This window comes from Limnobacter sp. UBA7229, assembly GCF_002473065.1.
GTDB classification, from domain to species: Bacteria; Pseudomonadota; Gammaproteobacteria; order Burkholderiales; family Burkholderiaceae_B; genus Limnobacter; species Limnobacter profundi.
On sequence record NZ_DKTN01000010.1, the window covers coordinates 243,418 to 262,103 of the forward strand.

Consider the following 18,686-nt stretch of genomic DNA (forward strand, 5'->3'; position numbering starts at 1 on the left):
GCATCATTGATTCAAGGCGAAGGCCACTTTCAAGGCCTCCACCGTTTCACGCACATCATGCACGCGCAACACAGCCGCCCCGTGTTGCGCCGCGTAGGTTGCCGCAGCCACCGAGCCGGCCGTGCGCAAAGCAGGGTCAGCTTGCCCTGTAAGCTCGGCTATCATGCGCTTGCGCGACACTCCCACCAACACCCCAGCTCCCAAAGTAGAAAACAGGGGCGTTGCCCTCAGCAAATCAATATTGTGTTGCAGTGTTTTGCCAAAACCAAAGCCAGGGTCCACAAGAATACGGCTTGCCTGCACACCCATTTGCTCAAGCGCCAGCATGCGTTGGTTCAGAAATGCCTCAACATCGTTGACCACATGGTTGTACTGGGGCGAGTTTTGCATGGTGCGCGGCTCACCTTGCATGTGCATCACTACCGCACCCGCGTTCGATTGCGCAAGCACAGCTTCCGCACCAGCATCCCGAAAACCATTTACATCATTCAGAATGTCCACACCCAAATTTACCGCACGCGCCATCACGTCGGCTTTCATGGTGTCAATCGACAACGGCACATTCCAGTTCATCAACTCTTTCAGAACGTCTGCGACGCGTGCCCATTCTTCGTCAGCATCAACACCCAGAGCACCCGGCCGGGTAGACTCCCCGCCAATGTCCAGAATTTGTGCACCCTGCTCCACTAGCTTGCGGGCATGCTCAATTGCCAGGCTGGTTTTATGGTGCTTGCCACCGTCCGAAAATGAATCGGGCGTGACATTCACGATGCCCATAATCAAAGGCTTGCCGTGCGTGTAGGTAAGCTCGAAACGACCTGCTTTCCAAGTGCGAACCATGTGCTGCCTTGCGAGTTGCTGTGCTGGTATTTTACGGCAAAGGTGAAAACCTGTTCCGCTTAGCTTGCTCAGGTGCATACCCTCTTTCGCCAGAAAACCTGAATACCCCCTTGTTATTGGTTCACCGTCCTAAGCGCACCCGCTAAACAGCGGGCGGGCTGCGCTTTCGGCCTCGCCGAGCGGACGGTGAATCAACACCAAGGGCAGGTTTTCTTGATCTGCGCTGCGAGGGTATCGCCACCTGAGCGTGAGGCCGACAACGCCGGCGACCCTCGGGGTGCGGGGTGCGGGGTGGGCAGGCTTGGGTACTGTGCCGCCTTGCCGGCTTTGCAAGGCTTCCCGGCGGCTTCGTAGCGCGGGGCGGTTCCGCTAGGAACCGATGCGAAGACGCTTAAGCGTTTCGCATGCCCCAAGCCAGAAGCATCAAGCCGGATCAGAAGCATTGCTTAGGCAAGGTGGCACAGCGCCCAAGCCTCGACCACACCAACGCCGCGCCACAATCAGAAGACTTGCTTAAGGCTTGGTGACGTAGCACCCAAGCCTCGCGAGAAGTCAACAAAAAAGCCGCTGGTCGCGAAACCAACGGCTTTCAAGTTTTAACAAACCCAGCAGGGTTTAATCTGCTTTCACACTCATCGCAGCAGGTGCAGGCTGAGGCGCAGGAGCAACCTTCTCGCCACCGCCACCACTGGAGCTTGGGCTACCACCCGTGGGTGGTGTGCTACCGCCAGTTGAGGGTGGACGCGGGTCTTTGCCATCCATAATGTCGTTAATCTGATCCGCATCAATGGTTTCCCACTCCAGCAAAGCCTTGGCCATGGTGTGAACCTTGTCACGGTTCTGATCCAGAATATCCCAAGCCACTTTATACTGGGAATCAATGATCTTGCGAATTTCAGCATCCACCATTTGCATGGTCTGCTCGCTCATGTGCGTGGTCTTGGTCACTGAACGGCCCAGGAACACCTCACCTTCGTTCTCTGCATACACCATGGGGCCAAGAGCCTCGGTCATGCCGTAACGGGTCACCATATCGCGGGCAATGGCTGTTGCGCGCTCAAAGTCATTCGATGCACCCGTGGTCATCTGGTTCATGAAAATTTCTTCAGCAATACGACCACCAAACAACACGGCGATGGTACACAGCATGCGTTCTTTGTCCATGCTGTAACGGTCGCCTTCCGGCAACTGCATGGTCACGCCCAAGGCACGGCCACGCGGAATGATCGTTACCTTGTGCACCGGGTCGGTTTTTGTCATCAATTTGGCAACCACAGCGTGGCCCGACTCGTGGTAGGCCGTGTTGCGGCGCTCCTCTTCGGGCATCACCATGCTGCGGCGCTCGGCACCCATGATGATCTTGTCTTTGGCTTTTTCAAAGTCGTTCATTTCAACCACACGGCCATTGCGGCGTGCGGCAAACAAAGCGGCTTCATTCACCAGGTTGGCCAAATCAGCACCCGAGAAACCGGGGCAACCACGGGCCAGTACAGATGCATCCACGTCTGGCGACATTGGAATTTTGCGCATGTGCACTTTCAGAATTTGTTCACGGCCACGGATATCGGGCAGGCTAACAACCACTTGGCGGTCAAAACGGCCTGGACGCAGCAAGGCTGGGTCGAGTACATCGGGGCGGTTGGTCGCAGCAATCACGATAATGCCCTGGTTGGTATCGAAACCGTCCATTTCAACCAGCATCTGGTTCAGGGTTTGTTCGCGTTCGTCGTTACCGCCACCCAAACCTGCACCACGCTGGCGACCCACCGCATCAATTTCGTCAATGAAAATAATACAGGGAGCTTGCTTTTTGGCTTGCTCGAACATGTCGCGAACACGAGCCGCGCCCACACCCACGAACATTTCAACGAAGTCGGAACCAGAGATTGCGAAGAAAGGCACCTTGGCTTCACCTGCAATGGCTTTGGCCAGCAAGGTTTTACCCGTACCTGGTGAACCCACCATCAACACACCACGGGGAATTCGGCCACCCAGCTTCTGGAACTTGGTGGGATCTTTCAGGAATTCAACCAGCTCATGGACGTCTTCTTTGGCTTCGTCGCAACCTGCAACGTCCGCAAAGGTAACAGGGTTGGTATTCTCATCGAGCAATTTGGCGCGGCTTTTACCAAAGCTGAATGCACCACCCTTGCCACCGCCCTGCATTTGACGCATGAAGAAGATCCACACACCAATCAGCAGCAACATGGGGAACCAGCTCACGAAAAGGCTCATCAACAGCGATGGCTCTTCTTCGGGCTTGGCGCGCACCTGCACACCGTACTTCAGCAGGTCACCGACCATCCAGATGTCGCCAGGCGAATAAACCACTCGCTCACGGTCATCGGTAGTCAGGGCGCGAACCACACGCCCTTCAACGATCACGCTCTTGATGCGTCCATTTTGCGCATCCTGCATGAACTCGGAATAGGTCATTTCGTTGGAGCGTGTTTGTTGCCCTTCAAACTGTTTGAACACAGTAAAGAGCACCAGCGCTACAACCAACCAGACTGCTGCTTTGGAAAACGAATTATTCAATGCCACTTCTCCTCGAGGACTCTGCCACCACCCTAGGGAAATGGGGGCAGGTTGTCCATTTTAAACCCAAGCGAATGAAATACGCCATCACACTATTTCATGGTGTGCATTAACAATCGCAATCGCCTGGATCATGATGCTGCAAAATACCTATTTAAGACCCTTGCAAAGCAAAAAGGTTTCACGAGAACGGTCTCGTGAGGCCTTGGGTTTGCGCGGCGACACGCTTTTAAACACCTGCTTCATCTGGTGCACAATGTTGCTGTAGGAAGACCCATGAAAAATCTTCACGATCAGCGCCCCATTGGGCTTTAGGTGATTCAATGCAAAATCAATGGCCAGCTCGCACACATGCTCAATTCGGGCTGAATCGGCTGCAGCAACACCGGAAAGATTGGGCGCCATGTCGGAAACCACCAGATCCAGCTTTTCGCCACCCAAGCGCTGGTTCAGGTCTTCGAGCACGGCTTCGTCGCGAAAATCCCCTTGAATGAACTCAACACCCGCAATTGGTTCCATTGGAAGCAGATCCAGTGCGATAATACGGCCATTGATGACACCCCCAGGCCCAACCAAGGCTTCCCGAAGCACCTGCGACCAACTTCCCGGCGCGCTGCCCAGGTCGACCACCTTGATGCCTGGCTTCAACAACCCTTCCGGCTCGGCGATTTCCTTCAGTTTGAAGGCGGCACGGGCGCGATAACCCGCATTCGTGGCCATTTTCACGTAAGGGTCGTTGATGTGGTCATGCAACCAGTTTTTATTGAGTTTCTTCTTTTTAGCCACCGATTACCCAACCGAGTGAAAAATTAATATGACGGACACCGCAGCTGTAACCCTGACACCCGCCGAGAAAAAGGCGCTTAAAGCCCAGGCCCATGCATTGGATCCGGTAGTTTTGATTGGCGACAAGGGCTTAACACCCAATGTGGTCAAAGAAATCGACATGAACCTGAATGCACATGGTCTGATCAAGGTACGCGTGGCTGGCGACGACCGGGAAGCCCGCCTTGAATATGCGCAAGCCATTTGCGATGAAACTGGCGCAGCCTTGGTTCAACACATTGGCAAGTTGCTGGTGTTGTTCCGCCCCAAAGCAGAAGACTCCGAAAAAACCAAGGCAAAAAGCCGACCAAAACCCAAAGGTCCACGCCAAACCAAGCGTCAGTTTGTTTCCAAAGACTAACTCAAGCCTTTGGAATCGAGGCTGGCTTATTGTCCTTTGTGACACCAAACCGGTTCAAGCCCCACACCAGCGCACCAATCATCTTGACGGAATACAGCACGCTTGAAATGGCGTGCATGTTGCCGAACTGGCTACGCATGGCCGCAAGCTCGTCTCCTTGCAAACCCGCCATGGCTTCACGCAAGGTATTCATGTGGGGCTGAAGCCAGGCAAGCTCAACCACGCTGACCCCCAAAATAACGGCCATCAAGGCATTCAGCCGCAAACTTGCGCGCAATTCGCCAGCAAAATTTGACAAGGTTAACAACACAGCGCTGCTCACCAGGGAATACAAAGCCAACATGTAAAACAATCGGCCTGCCACCAAACCCGCTTCGGGGCGTGGCAACCATTTGAACAAGCCCGGCGCAACCAGAATGGCCATGAACCACAAAGCCCCGAGCCAAATTGCCCAGAACGCCAGTTCCGCACCCCGAAAACCGCGCCAAGTCATTGTTATTGCACCCCTTTAACAAAAACCATCAAATGTATTTTACTTCCAGCACTTCATATTCGCGCAAACCGCCTGGTGCCTGAACATGGGCCACATCACCTTCATACTTGCCAATCAAGGCACGCGCAATCGGGCTGGAAATGGAAATCAGGCCAGCTTTGATGTCGGCCTCATCGTCGCCCACAATTTGGTATTCAACTGTGGCGCCGGCTTCAATGTCCTCCAGCTTCACAGTCGCGCCAAACACCACGCGGCCTTCCGCATCCACGTTCGTGGGGTCGATGATCTGTGCATTGCTCATCTTGCCTTCAATTTCCTTGATACGCCCTTCGATAAAACCCTGCTTTTCCTTGGCTGCATCGTATTCGGCATTCTCCGACAAATCGCCCTGCGCGCGCGCCTCGGAAATGGCATTGATCACCGCTGGGCGATCAATGGTTTTCAGGCGATGCAATTCTTGTTTCAGCTTTTCAGCACCCTTGACGGTCAATGGGATAGTGGCCATAAATTCAGTTGTTCCTGCAAATGGAAAGCCGCCTGATAGCAAACATTGCTATGAGACGGCTTAAAGGTTCAGACAGGCAGATTAAGCGGAGAGTTCCGCATGCAGGCTTTGAACGCTGTAAACGTCCATTGCGCCGAGGTGTTTCATGCCCTCGACTGAAGCCAGTGCACCTGCCATGGTTGTAAAGATCGTAACACGAGAACTCAGTGAAGTGGTTCTAATGTAACGGCTGTCGTTAATCGCGCTTCGGCGCTCTTCAACCGTGTTCACCACCAACTGCACTTCTCCGTTTTTCAGCATGTCGACAATGTTCGGGCGGCCTTCAAGCACCTTGTTCACCACGGTGCATTCAATGCCACCTTCAGCAATGGCCGCTGCCGTGCCTCGCGTTGCAATAATCTTGAAGCCCAGATCAACCAGGCCTTTGGCCAGTTTCACGGTGTGCTTCTTGTCTTCGGTTTTCACGCTGATGAAAGCGGTGCCACCTTCAGGCAACTTGACCGACGCGGCCAGCTGCGACTTCACAAACGCCTCACCGAAAGTGCGGCCAACGCCCATGACCTCGCCCGTGGACTTCATTTCTGGGCCCAAAATAGTGTCAACCCCGGGGAATTTCACAAAGGGAAACACGGCTTCTTTTACTGAGAAATACTTCGGTACGGGAATTTCCGTCACGCCCTGGGCCGCGAAGGTTTGGCCGGCCATACAGCGCGCGGCAATCTTGGCCAACTGCTTGCCAGTGGCCTTGGACACATAAGGCACAGTGCGCGAGGCGCGTGGGTTCACTTCCAGCACATACACAGTGTCGTTTTGAATCGCGAACTGCACGTTCATCAAACCGATCACGTTCAAGGCTTTGGCCATGAGTTCGGATTGACGCTTCAATTCATTGACCATATCAGCAGACAAGCTGTAGGGGGGCAGGCAACAGGCTGAGTCGCCACTGTGCACGCCCGCTTGCTCAATGTGCTCCATCACGCCGCCGATCATCACGGTTTGGCCATCGCACAAGGCGTCTACGTCCACCTCAATCGCATCGTTCAGGAAGCGGTCGAGCAGCACAGGGCTGTCGTTGCTCACTTTCACGGCCTCGCGCATGTAGCGTTCAAGGTCTTTCTGCTCATGCACAATTTCCATGGCGCGGCCACCCAGCACGTAGCTTGGGCGCACCACCAGTGGGTAACCAATTTCCTGGGCATGTGCAATGGCCTCGGCTTCAGTGCGTGCAGTGCGGTTAGGCGGCTGGCGCAGGTTCAGCTTGGTCAGCAGCTTCTGGAAGCGCTCGCGGTCTTCGGCTATGTCGATGCTTTCCGGGCTGGTACCGATGATAGGCACACCGTTGGCTTCCAGTGATTTGGCCAGTTTCAGTGGGGTTTGACCACCGTACTGAACAATCACGCCGACCGGCTTTTCAATGGCAACAATTTCAAGCACGTCTTCAAGCGTCAATGGCTCGAAGTACAGGCGATCGGAAGTGTCGTAATCGGTAGAAACCGTTTCAGGGTTGCAGTTGACCATGATGGTTTCATAGCCGTCTTCACGCAAAGCCATGGCGGCATGCACACAGCAGTAATCGAATTCAATGCCCTGACCAATTCGGTTGGGGCCACCGCCCAGCACCATGATCTTTTTCTTGTCAGTGGGCGCAGCTTCGCATTCCTCTTCGTAAGTGGAGTACATGTAAGCGGTGCCGGTCTTGAATTCGGCTGCGCAAGTGTCTACGCGCTTGTACACAGGGCGAACATTGTGCTGGTGGCGAAGCTTGCGGATTTCAGCTTCCGACACATCCAGCAAATAAGCCAAGCGACGATCAGAGAAGCCCTTGCGTTTGAGCAAACGCAACACTGGCTCGGAAAGATCCGCCAGCGTTTTGGTTTCCAGCTCTAGTTCCGTGTCCACGATGTCTTGAATTTGAATCAGGAACCAACGATCAATTTTGGTCAACTGGTGTACTTCTTCCAGGCTAAAGCCTTGGGCAAACGCATCGCCCACATAAAAAATTCGCTCGGGGCCGGGTTCACCCAATTCACGTTCGATCACTTCGCGATCGGTTGTTTTCTGATTCAAACCATCCACGCCAACTTCCAGGCCACGCAGGGCTTTCTGGAAGCTTTCCTGAAAGGTGCGGCCCATGGCCATCACTTCGCCCACACTCTTCATCTGTGTGGTCAGGCGGTCGTCGGCTGTGGGGAATTTTTCGAATGCGAAACGTGGGATCTTGGTGACCACGTAGTCGATGGAAGGCTCGAACGACGCAGGGGTCAAGCCGCCGGTGATGTCGTTTTTCAATTCATCAAGGGTGTAACCCACAGACAGCTTGGCTGCCACTTTGGCAATCGGGAAGCCCGTGGCTTTGGATGCCAAAGCCGATGAACGCGATACACGCGGGTTCATTTCGATCACGATCATGCGGCCATTGGCTGGGTTGATCGAGAACTGAACGTTAGAACCACCGGTATCCACGCCAATTTCACGCAGAATGGCAATGGAAGCATTGCGCATCAACTGGTATTCGCGGTCAGTCAGGGTTTGTGCAGGCGCCACGGTAATGCTGTCGCCGGTGTGCACGCCCATGGGGTCCAGGTTTTCGATGGAACACACGATAATGCAGTTGTCTGCACTGTCGCGCACCACTTCCATTTCGTATTCTTTCCAGCCAATCAGGCTTTCTTCGATCAACAGTTCGTTGGTGGGCGATGCTTCCAGACCACGACGGCAAATGGTTTCGAATTCTTCAGCATTGTAGGCAATGCCACCACCGGTTCCGCCCAAAGTAAAACTGGGGCGAATAATGACCGGAAAACCGTTGCTGCCAACCTGCTTGGCGATGCTGGCCTGCACTTCAAGCGCTTCTTCCATGGAATGTGCCACACCGCTCTTCGCAGAATCCAGGCCGATGCTGGTCATGGCGTTCTTGAACTTCAAGCGGTCTTCAGCTTTTTCAATGGCTTCTTCTTTCGCGCCAATCAACTCGACATTGTATTTGGCCAGCACACCGTGCTTGGCCAAGTCCAACGCGCAGTTCAAGGCAGTTTGACCACCCATTGTGGGCAACACGGCATCGGGGCGTTCTTTCTCGATAATGCGCTCAACAACCTGCCAGGTGATGGGTTCGATGTAAGTAACATCGGCCATTTCCGGGTCAGTCATGATGGTGGCAGGGTTGCTGTTGACCAGCACCACTTTATAGCCTTCTTCGCGAAGCGCTTTACAGGCTTGAGCACCTGAGTAGTCGAATTCGCAGGCCTGACCAATCACAATGGGGCCGGCGCCGATGATCAGGATTGTTTTTAGATCGTTACGCTTTGGCATAACTTCCCTTTAATTTTAAAAATTTCAATACGGTTCAAACAGGTTTGCACAAGGGCGTATTACGCTTTGGCTGCCTTGATGTCTGAAATAAAACGGTCGAACAGTTCTGCCAAATCGTGCGGACCTGGGCTGGCTTCCGGGTGGCCCTGGAAGCAAAAGGCTGCACGGTCAGTTCGCTCCAGGCCCTGGATAGACCCGTCGAACAAGGACACATGCGTAACGCGCAGGTTGGCAGGCAATGAATCGGCATCTACAGCAAAACCATGGTTTTGGCTGGTAATGGCCACACGCTTGGTTTTCAGGTCTTGTACCGGGTGGTTTGCCCCATGGTGGCCAAACTTCATTTTCATGGTTTTGGCACCGCTGGCCAAAGCCATAAGCTGGTGGCCCAAACAAATGCCAAACACGGGCAGTTTGGTGTTGTCCAGAATATGCTTGATGGCAGAAATGGCGTAGTCGCAGGGCTCGGGGTCGCCTGGGCCATTGCTCAAGAACACGCCATCGGGGTTCAGGGCCAGTACTTTCTCCACCGGGGTTTGAGCCGGCACCACTGTTACGCGGCAGCCACGCTGGGCCAGCATGCGCAAAATATTGCGCTTGGCACCATAGTCGAATGCCACCACATGATGTGGGCGCTCGCCAGTCTGGAAATGGGGCTCTTCAGCAGCCACACCCAAAGCCCATTCGCCTTCAACCCACTCATGGGCTTCTGTACAGGAAACCACCTTGGCCAAGTCCATACCAGCCAGGCCAGGGAAGCCTTTGGCCAGTTCAATGGCGCGCTCAGCGCTCAAGGTTTCGCCACTGCCTTCAGTCAAAAGGCAGCCATTCTGGGCGCCCTTTTCACGAAGAATACGGGTCAGCTTGCGGGTATCAATACCAGCAATGCCAGGCACACCATGCTTTTTCAGGTAATCAGCCAAGGGCATTGTTGAACGGAAGTTGGACACCAGTTCAGGCAGGTCTTTGATGACCAGGCCAGACAAATGCAACCCGGCGGATTCTTCGTCCTGAGGGTTGGTGCCAACGTTGCCGATGTGAGGGTAAGTGAGGGTGACAATTTGGCGGCAGTAGGATGGGTCGGTGGCGATTTCTTGATAACCCGTGAGCGATGTATTGAACACCACTTCACCCACTTGCGTGGTGGGGGCGCCAAAAGAAATGCCCTCGAATACTGTGCCGTCTGCGAGCGCGAGCAAGGCGCGCGGGTGGGCGCTTGCGACTAATTTCGACAAGGGAAACTCCAATAGATGCGACAAAACACCCGGGGACAAATAACACCCGCGCAGGCTTTTTGCCTAAGAATCATTCAGCTAGCCGAGAATTATACCCGGAACAGCCGGGTTCGGCCACACCGAAGTGTGGCCTATCGAGAACTTTGGAGAACTTTCGGGGAATTAAGCAGGGCTTGAGGCCGCGATGCGTCGACCATACCAACACAACACCGCCACCGTGGCGTACATCAACAAGCCATAAACAACAACCGGAACCGCTATTTCAGCATTGCCCAGCAATGACAGCGCAATGGTCAAACCCAGTGTCGAGTTTTTCACACACATTTCAATTGACACAGTCAAACTGTCTCGGGCATTCAAGCCGCTAATTTTTCCGCCCAGCAAACCTAGGGCAACGGCAGCAAAATTTAGCGCCATCACGGGCATCCAGGCCTCGGCAAACCAGCCAGGCATGTTTTCAGACTCGCTGATTGCGATCAACACAATAATTGCAACCAGCACAAACACCGCGAATTTATTGATTGCCGGTTCAAACTTTTGTGACAACTCCGGCTTCTTGGCACGAATAAACATGCCAATACACACTGGGATAATCACGATCACCATCATGGTAAGCAGGGTTTTCAGAAATGGAAGTTCAAGCTGCGTGCCCTCGCCTACAAACATGGGCAAAGCGTAGGCCATGTAGAACGGAATGGTCACCACGGTAAGCAGGCTGGCCAGCACGGTGAGCGTAATTGACAAAGCCAGGTTGGCTTTGGCCAGGTAAGTGAGCACGTTCGAAGTAGTACCGCCGGGCATGGCTGCACTCAGCACCAGACCAGCCGCCATGACACCGCCACCGAAAATGCCACCGATGGCGAACCCCAGCAAAGGCACGCCCACCAGCTGCAATACTGTACCGACCACAACGCCTTTGGGCTGTTCTTTGACACGCCGGAAATCTTCGACAGTCAGGCTTAAACCCATGCCAATCATGATGATGAAAAGGGAAACGGGTAAACCAATCGTGATGTAGGTGTTGCCGAGCATTGTGTCTCCATGGGGTATTTTTTGTTGTTCAGCTAATGTAGCCCAAGGCTGGCTGTTTCGCTGTCAGCAAATTGACGTTTAATCCGCCTTTTTGAATTCTGTGCGAACAATTTGCTCCAGAAAGTCGGCAACCACACGGGTTTTCAAGGACAACTGGCTGCTTAAACCGGGTGGAAACACCAAATACATGGGCAAACCGCCTGTAGCCGGGTTGTCGCAATACCAGTCTGAAAGAATTTCAAGCAATTCGCCACGTGCCAAAGCACCCTGCAACATCCAGTCCGCACTTCGGCCCAAACCCAGACCCGACTGAATGGCCCGAACCACCATCATAGGACTGGAACAGGTAAGCCATGAAATCACCCGGTGCTTTTGACTGGGCTGCGCGCCGTTCTTGGGCCAGAACTCCCATTCCTTTTGGTCTCCGCGCTGAGAAAATGCAATGCATTGATGGTGCACCAAATCGGCAGGGGTTTGAGGCACGCCATGCTTTTCAAGGTAAGCGGGTGCGGCGTACAGCTTTCGCCAAATGGTGGCCACTTTGCGAGCCCGCAAGGTGGAGTCTTGCAGTAGGCCGACGCGCAAAGCAATATCAAAGCCCTCCTCTACAATCATTGCGTTGCGGTTGGAGAGGTCCACTTGCAGTTGCACATCGGGGTACTTGGCATGAAATTCAGGCAGGCGGGGTGCGAGTATTTTTTCACCCACGATCACTGGAAGGCTGATACGAACGGTTCCGTGCGGTTGCCCGCTTTGCAGTTGTGTAATCGCATCACGCGCCTCTTGCTGACTTTCCAGCATGCGCTGCGCATACAGTTTATAAATTTCGCCCGCCTCGGTAATTTTGACCTGCCGCGTGGTGCGGTTAAGCAGACGGATATTCAAATGGGCCTCGAGCTGCGCAATGGCCCGGCTGATACTGGACGGGTTCTCGCCTTTCAGCTTGGCCGCAGCCGCAAAACTGCCAGTGTTCACCACCATCAGGAAGGTTTCAGCCGCTTGAAGTTCATTGAAATTGTTGCTCATGGCGCAATGGTGTAATTCGATACCGGTAGTTTATTTGCACAATGTACATCAATACCATGACTTCACACCATCTCAAAAGGAGTGTGAATCATGAACGAATGGCCCGAAAACCTCACTGGCCTGGACCTGAACTGGAACCTGTTTGAAACCGCAAACAAGGCACTCAGGACAACATTAATTTTGCTGATTGTTTTGGCTGGCATTGGCCTGGCCCAAGCCACGAATCTGACCACTGAGCTGCCCACCGTGCTGGTGACCGAAACCACGGAATGGCTGAACTTTTCCGGCTGGTTTTCTGACGGTGCAATTGGCGGATTTGACGCAGCAGGTGCCAGCATTGGGGGTTGGTAAGACCAGAATGACACAACTGTAATCATGCAGTGGGAAGTTTGTCATTCGAAAGGTCGCACAGTGGAACTGGATTCGGTACGAGGTCGTGCCGAATCTTCAACCACTGGAGACCGCCATGAAAACATTCGCACAAACTTGCTTTGCAATCGCCATAAGCACAGCATCCACCCTTGCTTTGGCAAACAACCCGGTGAATCAACCGATGACCGAATGCGAGAAAGCCAAGGCCACCAAGACAACGGAAATTGCCCAACAAACCACACACCATGATGTGGTGATTCAAGCGATTGCCAAGGCAATGCATGAACCAAAAACAAAGTATTAACTGCAAATTCGCTGCGGCGGCCAGCGCCACCAAGCCGTCACAACCGCAAGGCCAAACAGGGTGTAAGCCAAGGCAAACACCCAGCCTGGGGCCTGATAGAACATGACCCCGTGAACCCAGTGTTGAATGAAGCTGCCCTGATAAACACCCTGCCCTGCCTGCAGGCGCAACCAGTTTTCAAGTGTGGTAAGCGGGCATTCAATGCCCAGCCAGCTTTCAAGAACAACCACTGAAATTGCGAGTAAGTGCATGGCCCTGAACCACCAGTGGTTGACCCAAGACCAACGCAAGAAATTGCCCAATACGATCAGCAGCAAGCCACCCACCACGAATAGCACAATGGCAAAGTGGATCAAGAGCACCAAGTCAGCAAAATGTGAATAGTTCATGCAGGCAGCATAAACAAAAAGCCCCTCGATGTGAGGGGCTTTTTAATGACTGAACAACCAGGGTCAATCAGAAATTTGCAACTGCCATTTCTGTGACACCCTGATAACCGTTCACAATACTGTCGCGCAGGCCAGGCACGGTGTTCAATACATGGTCGGCGAAGAAACGCGAGGTCAAAATCTTGTCGCTGTAGAAACTGTCTGTTTCGCCAGCCTTGATTTTCGCTTCTGCAGCCAACAGCGCACGCGCCATTTGCCAACCAGCCACAGTGGTGCCAGCCAATTTCAAATAAGGCACTGAACCTGCAAACACTGCGTTTGGATTACTCTTCATGTTGTCGACTACAAACTGTGCCGCATCCAGGAATGAGGCGCGGGCCGCATCCAGACGCGCTGCCACTGCCTTGGCGTGTGCAGAACCGGATTCATTCAACTGAACCACTGTGCGTGCAATTTCCGCACACAGGGCTTTGACCATGGCGCCACCGTCACGCGAGGTTTTGCGGCCCACCAGGTCGTTGGCCTGAATGGCGGTTGTGCCTTCGTAGATGGTCAGGATTTTTGCATCGCGGTAGTACTGCGCTGCACCTGTTTCTTCAATGAAGCCCATGCCGCCGTGTACCTGCACACCGGTGGATGTCACATCGATACTCATTTCAGTCGACCAGCCTTTAACCAGCGGCACCATGAATTCATACACAGCCATGTTTTGCTTGCGTGTGGCTTCATCGGCGTGGAAATGGGCGGCATCGTATGCAGCACCGGCCACGCAAGCCATGGCGCGCGCAGCTTCAACCTGCGAACGCATGCTCATCAACATGCGCTTCACATCGGGGTGGTGAATAATGGCAACGGCTTCGTTGGCAGAGCCATCAACCGGGCGAGACTGCACGCGGTCGTTGGCGTACTGCACGGCTTTTTGATAAGCACGCTCGGCCAAACCAATGCCCTGAACACCCACCTGGAAACGGGCGGCGTTCATCATCACAAACATGTACTGCAAACCCTTGTTCTCTTCACCCACCAGGTAACCAATCGCGCCCTGGCCCACTTCGCCCTTGTTGTCGCCATACAGCAGCACCGCGGTTGGCGAGGCCTTGATGCCCAGCTTGTGTTCGATGGATGCGCAGTACACATCGTTGCGTTTGCCCAAAGAACCGTCTTCGTTCACCAAAAACTTGGGCACTACGAACAGACTGATGCCTTTCACGCCTTCGGGCGCATCGGGGGTACGGGCAAGCACCAAGTGCACAATGTTGCCCGCCATGTCGTGTTCACCGTAGGTGATGTAGATTTTCTGGCCAGAAATACGATAGGTGCCATCGCCTTGCGGCACGGCTTTGGAACGCACCAACGCCAGGTCTGAACCGGCCTGTGGCTCGGTCAGGTTCATGGTGCCGGTCCATTCGCCGGAAATCATTTTGGGGATATACGTTTCTTTCAGTTGCTGGCTGCCTGCCACCAACAACGCTTCAATTGCGCCATCGGTCAGCAAGGGGCACAACGCAAAGCTGAGGTTGGCGCCGTTGACCATTTCCATGCAAGGTGTTGCCACCAGCTTGGGCAGACCTTGGCCGCCAAATTCAGCGGGGTGCTGAAGGCCCTGCCAGCCTTGCTCGCCGAAGGCTTTGAATGCCTCTTTGAAGCCTTTGGCTGTGGTTACAACGCCGTCTTTCCAGTTGGCGGCCTCTACGTCGCCCGACCAGTTCAATGGGGCTACCACTTCGCTGGTGAACTTCGCATTTTCATTCAGAACCGCATCCACGGTTTCCTCGGTCGCATCTTCACAACCGGGCAACTGGGATACTTGATCCAAGCCGGCCAATTCTTTCAAGACAAACATCATGTCTTTGACTGGGGCGTTGTAACTCATTGTCGTCTCCTGATACAGCTTTGCGTTTTACGTTGTTTACAGTTTCTTGATTACAACTTCTCGGTCAGTTGAGGCACCACGTCGAACAAATCACCCACCAAACCGTAATCGGCCACGCCGAAAATTGGTGCTTCGGGATCTTTGTTCACGGCCACGATCACCTTGCTGTCTTTCATGCCAGCCAGGTGCTGAATGGCACCGGAAATACCAAAAGCCATGTACAACTGCGGCGCCACGATTTTGCCGGTTTGGCCAACCTGCCAGTCGTTGGGTGCATAACCTGCATCCACTGCTGCGCGTGAAGCGCCAATGGCAGCGTTCAGTTTGTCGGCCAAGGGATTCAGCACGCTGAAATTTTCAGCCGAACCCATACCACGACCACCGGAAATAATGGTGCTGGCGGCGGTCAGTTCAGGGCGGTCGCTCTTGGCCACTTCGCGGCTTACAAATGTGGACTTGCCAGAATCGGCAGCAGCGCTCAAGGTTTCAATGGCAGCAGAACCACCAACGGCTGCAACTGGATCGAATGCGGTGGTGCGCACGGTGATTACTTTGGTCGCGTCAGAAGACTGAACCGTGGCGATCACGTTGCCAGCATAAATTGGGCGTGTGAAGGTGTCTGCGCTTTCAACGCTGATGATGTCGGAAATTTGTGCAACATCCAGCTTGGCAGCAACGCGCGGCAACACGTTTTTACCCACGCTGGTTGAGGGTGCCAAAATGTGACCATAGTTACCGGCCACGGCCAGAATTTGCGCAGCCAGATTTTCTGCCAACTGGTCACCCAGTGAATCAGAATCTGCAAGCAATACCTTGGCTACACCGGCAGCCTTGGCAGCCTGCTCAGCGGCAGCACCACATCCCTTGCCAGAGACCAACACGTGAATGTCGCCACCAATTTTCTGGGCCGCAGCAATGGTGTTCAGCGTAGCGGGCTTGATACTTTGATTGTCGTGTTCTGCAATTACGAGTACTGACATGATTTGTGCTCCTGTATTCCCTGTGTTAGATCACTTTCGCTTCATTCTTCAGCTTGTCGACCAGCGTGGCCACATCGGGCACGGTGATACCGGCTGAACGAGTGGGCGGGTCGCTCACTTTCAGGGTTTTGATGCGTGGATCAACATTCACGCCCAAGTCAGCGGGCTTGATGGTGTCGATCTGTTTTTTCTTGGCCTTCATGATGTTGGGCAAAGTCACATAGCGTGGCTCGTTCAGGCGCAGGTCAGTGGTTACAACCGCTGGCAGGCTCAGGCTAACCGTTTCCAGGCCGCCATCCACTTCACGGGTTACATTCACTTTGCCACCTTCAACAACCACTTTGGATGCGAAGGTGCCCTGTGGCATGTCTGCCAGGGCAGCCAGCATCTGGCCGGTCTGGTTGCAATCGTCGTCAATGGCTTGCTTACCCATGATGACCAGGTCAATGCCTTCTTTCTCAACAATCGCTTTGAGGATTTTTGCAACGGCCAGAGGCTGCAGCTCAACATCGGTTTCAACCAGAATGCCACGGTCAGCGCCAATGGCAGCAGCGGTGCGCAAAGTTTCAACACATTGGGCCACGCCACAGCTTACGGCAATCACTTCAGTGGCCACGCCAGCTTCTTTCAGGCGCGTGGCTTCTTCAACGGCGATTTCGTCGAAGGGGTTCATCGACATTTTAACGTTGGCGATATCCACGCCAGAACCGTCGCTTTTGCAGCGCACTTTTACGTTGTAGTCGACTACGCGTTTAACGGGTACCAGGATCTTCATGCAAGCCATCCCATAATTGAAATTGATAATGTGTGAATGTGATTATACGAAGCGTTTTCAGAAAAAACGCACGATCGTTCGATTTTTCATAGAGTCTACACTCTAAGGGGGGGTTTGTCGAGGTTATTGGTAGCGTGCGCAGATCGCTTTCATGGCTGAAAAGCAGCGCTCATCGATCTCGGCCCGGCTTCGAATCGTGCAATCCAGATCAATGACCCGCCCGGTTGACAGGCTGTACACCAAGCCACCCACAGCCACCGGTTCGCCCCGACCCCAGGCGGCATTCACCGCTGGGCTCAACGCAGCCAGTCTCACCTGCTGAATCACATTGAGCTCACACAGTTTGTCGACATTCCGGTTGGCTTGCTCAGGCGAGGCCGGGTTGAACAACTGATGATCGTGGGCCAGCTCACGCACACCTTCCAGCCAATCGCCAGGTGCACCGCCCGCATGCAAACCCAAGGCAATACGAACGCCACCGCAATTGTGGTGCCCAAACACCAGGATATGTTTCACTTTCAAGCTGTCAATGGAAAACTGGATTGCAGTTTGCAAACTCAGATCGTTCAAACCAGCCTGATTGGCCACATTTTTGTATACGAACAATTCACCCAGATTGCTTTGCAGCAGGGTATTGGGATCGGCTCGACTATCGCAACAACTGATCACGGTAAAGGCCGGGCTTTGCCCAGCAGAAAGCCGCTTGAAGTAATCGGGATCTTGCGCTGTAATTTGCCCAGCCCATTGCGCATTGCGCGCCAACATTTCACTCAATCGATTTTCGGAATACGGCGCGGGGGTTGAAAAAATCACGATGCAAGCGCCTCCACGTGGGCATATACAGAATCGGCCAAAGCCTCCAGTTCATAACCCCCTTCCAGCGTACTGACCAGTTTGCCATCGCAATATTCTTCAGCGACACGCTTGAGGAATTGGGTGATCCAGCCATAGTCCTCAGTGCTAAGGGTCATGTCAGCCAATGGGTCGCTTTCATGGGCGTCAAACCCGGCTGAGACCAACACCAACTGTGGCTTGAAGCGATCAATCGCATCTACCCAGTGGGTTTGAATGGCGTGTTTGATTTCTTCGCGACCACCACCGGGTTGAATGGGACAATTCACCATGTTGCGCGCTCCATCAAGCCCGCCACTGAAAGGATACAAAGGCGATTGAAAAGTACTGCACATCAGCACCTTGGGGTTGTTGGCAAATGCATGCTCGGTGCCATTGCCGTGGTGTACATCAAAGTCCACGATAAGCACTCTCTCAAGCCGATAGGCATCAATGGCATGCTGCGCAGCAATTGCGACGTTGTTGAACACGCAAAAGCCCATGGCACGGTCCACACACGCGTGGTGCCCGGGCGGGCGAACGGCACAAAAAGCATTGTTCACAGCATGGGCCATGACCAAATCGACTGCATGCACACAGGCACCCGCAGCGCGACGTGCTGCATCCAACGAAAATTCTGACAAAGTGGTATCGCCATCGATGTCAATATTCCGCTTCAAGGGGAAACGGGCTTTGATGCTTTCTACATATGCGGGCGTATGTACTGCCGTCACAGCCGACCATGGCACCTCGGGCGCCTCGCAATGAACCAGGCGCGGCCACAAATCGGAGGCCTGCAATTTTTCACGAATCACCCGCAAACGAGCCATGCTCTCGGGGTGGCCCAGACCAGGGTTGTGCAGGGCGCAATCAGAATGGGAAATATAGGCTGTGGTCATGGCTTAGGCCCAAACAGCACGGGAATGCTGGGTTATAGTGAACAACGGACCTGCCAATTCAAGCAAACATGCGCCGGGTCGACCACTACTTCTTTT

18 protein-coding genes are annotated in these 18,686 nt (G+C 53.8%); 3 read left to right on the forward strand and 15 right to left on the reverse strand.

What is annotated here, in order from left to right:
- Positions 1 to 3: 3 nt before the first annotated feature.
- The 3 genes from folP to B4C79_RS05620 form a co-directional block, all read right to left on the reverse strand.
- Complete coding sequence (gene folP / locus B4C79_RS05610) at positions 4 to 840, reverse strand: dihydropteroate synthase (RefSeq protein WP_171097912.1); 837 nt, start codon at positions 838 to 840, stop codon at positions 4 to 6.
- Between the two features lie 615 nt (positions 841 to 1,455).
- Positions 1,456 to 3,378 carry an ATP-dependent zinc metalloprotease FtsH gene (gene ftsH / locus B4C79_RS05615; RefSeq protein WP_240965889.1) on the reverse strand — a complete coding sequence of 641 codons (1,923 nt, stop codon included), beginning with the start codon at positions 3,376 to 3,378 and terminating at the stop codon, positions 1,456 to 1,458.
- A gap of 150 nt (positions 3,379 to 3,528) precedes the next feature.
- Entirely contained in the window at positions 3,529 to 4,164 is a 636-nt protein-coding gene (locus B4C79_RS05620; RefSeq protein ID WP_008250353.1) for an RlmE family RNA methyltransferase, read from the reverse strand.
- 28 nt (positions 4,165 to 4,192) lie between these two features.
- On the opposite strand from B4C79_RS05620, the gene yhbY reads away from it, so the two are divergent.
- Positions 4,193 to 4,564 (forward strand): ribosome assembly RNA-binding protein YhbY, encoded by a 372-nt coding sequence (gene yhbY / locus B4C79_RS05625; protein WP_291740708.1) that lies wholly within the window; start codon positions 4,193 to 4,195, stop codon positions 4,562 to 4,564.
- Position 4,565: 1 nt separating this feature from the next.
- Here the strand turns inward: yhbY and B4C79_RS05630 are convergent, their stop codons facing one another.
- From B4C79_RS05630 to B4C79_RS05655, 6 genes are all read right to left on the reverse strand, one after another.
- Positions 4,566 to 5,057 carry a DUF4149 domain-containing protein gene (locus tag B4C79_RS05630; RefSeq protein WP_105028386.1) on the reverse strand — a complete coding sequence of 164 codons (492 nt, stop codon included), beginning with the start codon at positions 5,055 to 5,057 and terminating at the stop codon, positions 4,566 to 4,568.
- A 28-nt stretch (positions 5,058 to 5,085) separates the two neighbouring features.
- Positions 5,086 to 5,562: a transcription elongation factor GreA gene (gene greA, locus B4C79_RS05635; RefSeq protein WP_008250341.1), complete on the reverse strand. Its 477-nt coding sequence runs from the start codon at positions 5,560 to 5,562 to the stop codon at positions 5,086 to 5,088.
- Between the two features lie 81 nt (positions 5,563 to 5,643).
- Positions 5,644 to 8,874, reverse strand: coding sequence for a carbamoyl-phosphate synthase large subunit (carB, locus tag B4C79_RS05640; RefSeq protein WP_171097908.1), 3,231 nt, complete (start codon positions 8,872 to 8,874; stop codon positions 5,644 to 5,646).
- A gap of 59 nt (positions 8,875 to 8,933) precedes the next feature.
- Complete coding sequence (gene carA, locus B4C79_RS05645; RefSeq protein ID WP_168426903.1) at positions 8,934 to 10,109, reverse strand: glutamine-hydrolyzing carbamoyl-phosphate synthase small subunit; 1,176 nt, start codon at positions 10,107 to 10,109, stop codon at positions 8,934 to 8,936.
- Positions 10,110 to 10,271: 162 nt separating this feature from the next.
- Positions 10,272 to 11,141, reverse strand: a complete 870-nt coding sequence (locus B4C79_RS05650; RefSeq protein ID WP_291740714.1) for a bile acid:sodium symporter family protein — start codon at positions 11,139 to 11,141, stop codon at positions 10,272 to 10,274.
- A 78-nt stretch (positions 11,142 to 11,219) separates the two neighbouring features.
- On the reverse strand, positions 11,220 to 12,167 hold the full coding sequence (locus B4C79_RS05655; protein ID WP_291740716.1) for a LysR family transcriptional regulator: 948 nt from the start codon (positions 12,165 to 12,167) through the stop codon (positions 11,220 to 11,222).
- 90 nt (positions 12,168 to 12,257) lie between these two features.
- On the opposite strand from B4C79_RS05655, the gene B4C79_RS05660 reads away from it, so the two are divergent.
- Entirely contained in the window at positions 12,258 to 12,518 is a 261-nt protein-coding gene (locus tag B4C79_RS05660; RefSeq protein ID WP_138517562.1) for a hypothetical protein, read from the forward strand.
- A gap of 115 nt (positions 12,519 to 12,633) precedes the next feature.
- Positions 12,634 to 12,843 (forward strand): hypothetical protein, encoded by a 210-nt coding sequence (locus B4C79_RS05665; protein WP_040512957.1) that lies wholly within the window; start codon positions 12,634 to 12,636, stop codon positions 12,841 to 12,843.
- Here the strand turns inward: B4C79_RS05665 and B4C79_RS05670 are convergent.
- The 6 genes from B4C79_RS05670 to B4C79_RS05695 form a co-directional block, all read right to left on the reverse strand.
- Positions 12,840 to 13,232, reverse strand: coding sequence for a DUF2784 domain-containing protein (locus B4C79_RS05670; protein ID WP_291740722.1), 393 nt, complete (start codon positions 13,230 to 13,232; stop codon positions 12,840 to 12,842). The genes B4C79_RS05665 and B4C79_RS05670 overlap by 4 nt on opposite strands.
- A gap of 67 nt (positions 13,233 to 13,299) precedes the next feature.
- Positions 13,300 to 15,105, reverse strand: coding sequence for an acyl-CoA dehydrogenase (locus B4C79_RS05675; protein ID WP_291740724.1), 1,806 nt, complete (start codon positions 15,103 to 15,105; stop codon positions 13,300 to 13,302).
- 50 nt (positions 15,106 to 15,155) lie between these two features.
- Complete coding sequence (locus tag B4C79_RS05680; RefSeq protein ID WP_105028373.1) at positions 15,156 to 16,085, reverse strand: electron transfer flavoprotein subunit alpha/FixB family protein; 930 nt, start codon at positions 16,083 to 16,085, stop codon at positions 15,156 to 15,158.
- Between the two features lie 25 nt (positions 16,086 to 16,110).
- The gene (locus B4C79_RS05685) at positions 16,111 to 16,860 is read right to left on the reverse strand and encodes an electron transfer flavoprotein subunit beta/FixA family protein (RefSeq protein ID WP_008250324.1); all 750 of its coding nucleotides are present in this window, start codon (positions 16,858 to 16,860) and stop codon (positions 16,111 to 16,113) included.
- Positions 16,861 to 16,983: 123 nt separating this feature from the next.
- Positions 16,984 to 17,673, reverse strand: a complete 690-nt coding sequence (locus B4C79_RS05690) for a carbonic anhydrase (protein WP_105028372.1) — start codon at positions 17,671 to 17,673, stop codon at positions 16,984 to 16,986.
- Positions 17,670 to 18,590: a histone deacetylase family protein gene (locus B4C79_RS05695; RefSeq protein ID WP_105028371.1), complete on the reverse strand. Its 921-nt coding sequence runs from the start codon at positions 18,588 to 18,590 to the stop codon at positions 17,670 to 17,672. Before B4C79_RS05695 ends, B4C79_RS05690 begins: the two co-directional genes overlap by 4 nt.
- Between the last annotated feature and the right edge of the window lie 96 nt (positions 18,591 to 18,686).

Bases quoted from the DNA above. Each gene is read 5' to 3' on its own strand.
- folP (WP_171097912.1), bottom strand. From the start codon at position 840: ATGGTTCGCACTTGGAAAGCAGGTCGTTTCGAGCTTACCTACACGCAC.
- yhbY (WP_291740708.1), top strand. From the start codon at position 4,193: ATGACGGACACCGCAGCTGTAACCCTGACACCCGCCGAGAAAAAGGCG.
- B4C79_RS05630 (WP_105028386.1), bottom strand. From the start codon at position 5,057: ATGACTTGGCGCGGTTTTCGGGGTGCGGAACTGGCGTTCTGGGCAATT.
- greA (WP_008250341.1), bottom strand. From the start codon at position 5,562: ATGGCCACTATCCCATTGACCGTCAAGGGTGCTGAAAAGCTGAAACAA.
- carB (WP_171097908.1), bottom strand. From the start codon at position 8,874: ATGCCAAAGCGTAACGATCTAAAAACAATCCTGATCATCGGCGCCGGC.
- B4C79_RS05650 (WP_291740714.1), bottom strand. From the start codon at position 11,141: ATGCTCGGCAACACCTACATCACGATTGGTTTACCCGTTTCCCTTTTC.
- B4C79_RS05655 (WP_291740716.1), bottom strand. From the start codon at position 12,167: ATGAGCAACAATTTCAATGAACTTCAAGCGGCTGAAACCTTCCTGATG.
- B4C79_RS05660 (WP_138517562.1), top strand. From the start codon at position 12,258: ATGAACGAATGGCCCGAAAACCTCACTGGCCTGGACCTGAACTGGAAC.
- B4C79_RS05665 (WP_040512957.1), top strand. From the start codon at position 12,634: ATGAAAACATTCGCACAAACTTGCTTTGCAATCGCCATAAGCACAGCA.
- B4C79_RS05670 (WP_291740722.1), bottom strand. From the start codon at position 13,232: ATGAACTATTCACATTTTGCTGACTTGGTGCTCTTGATCCACTTTGCC.
- B4C79_RS05675 (WP_291740724.1), bottom strand. From the start codon at position 15,105: ATGAGTTACAACGCCCCAGTCAAAGACATGATGTTTGTCTTGAAAGAA.
- B4C79_RS05680 (WP_105028373.1), bottom strand. From the start codon at position 16,085: ATGTCAGTACTCGTAATTGCAGAACACGACAATCAAAGTATCAAGCCC.
- B4C79_RS05685 (WP_008250324.1), bottom strand. From the start codon at position 16,860: ATGAAGATCCTGGTACCCGTTAAACGCGTAGTCGACTACAACGTAAAA.
- B4C79_RS05695 (WP_105028371.1), bottom strand. From the start codon at position 18,590: ATGACCACAGCCTATATTTCCCATTCTGATTGCGCCCTGCACAACCCT.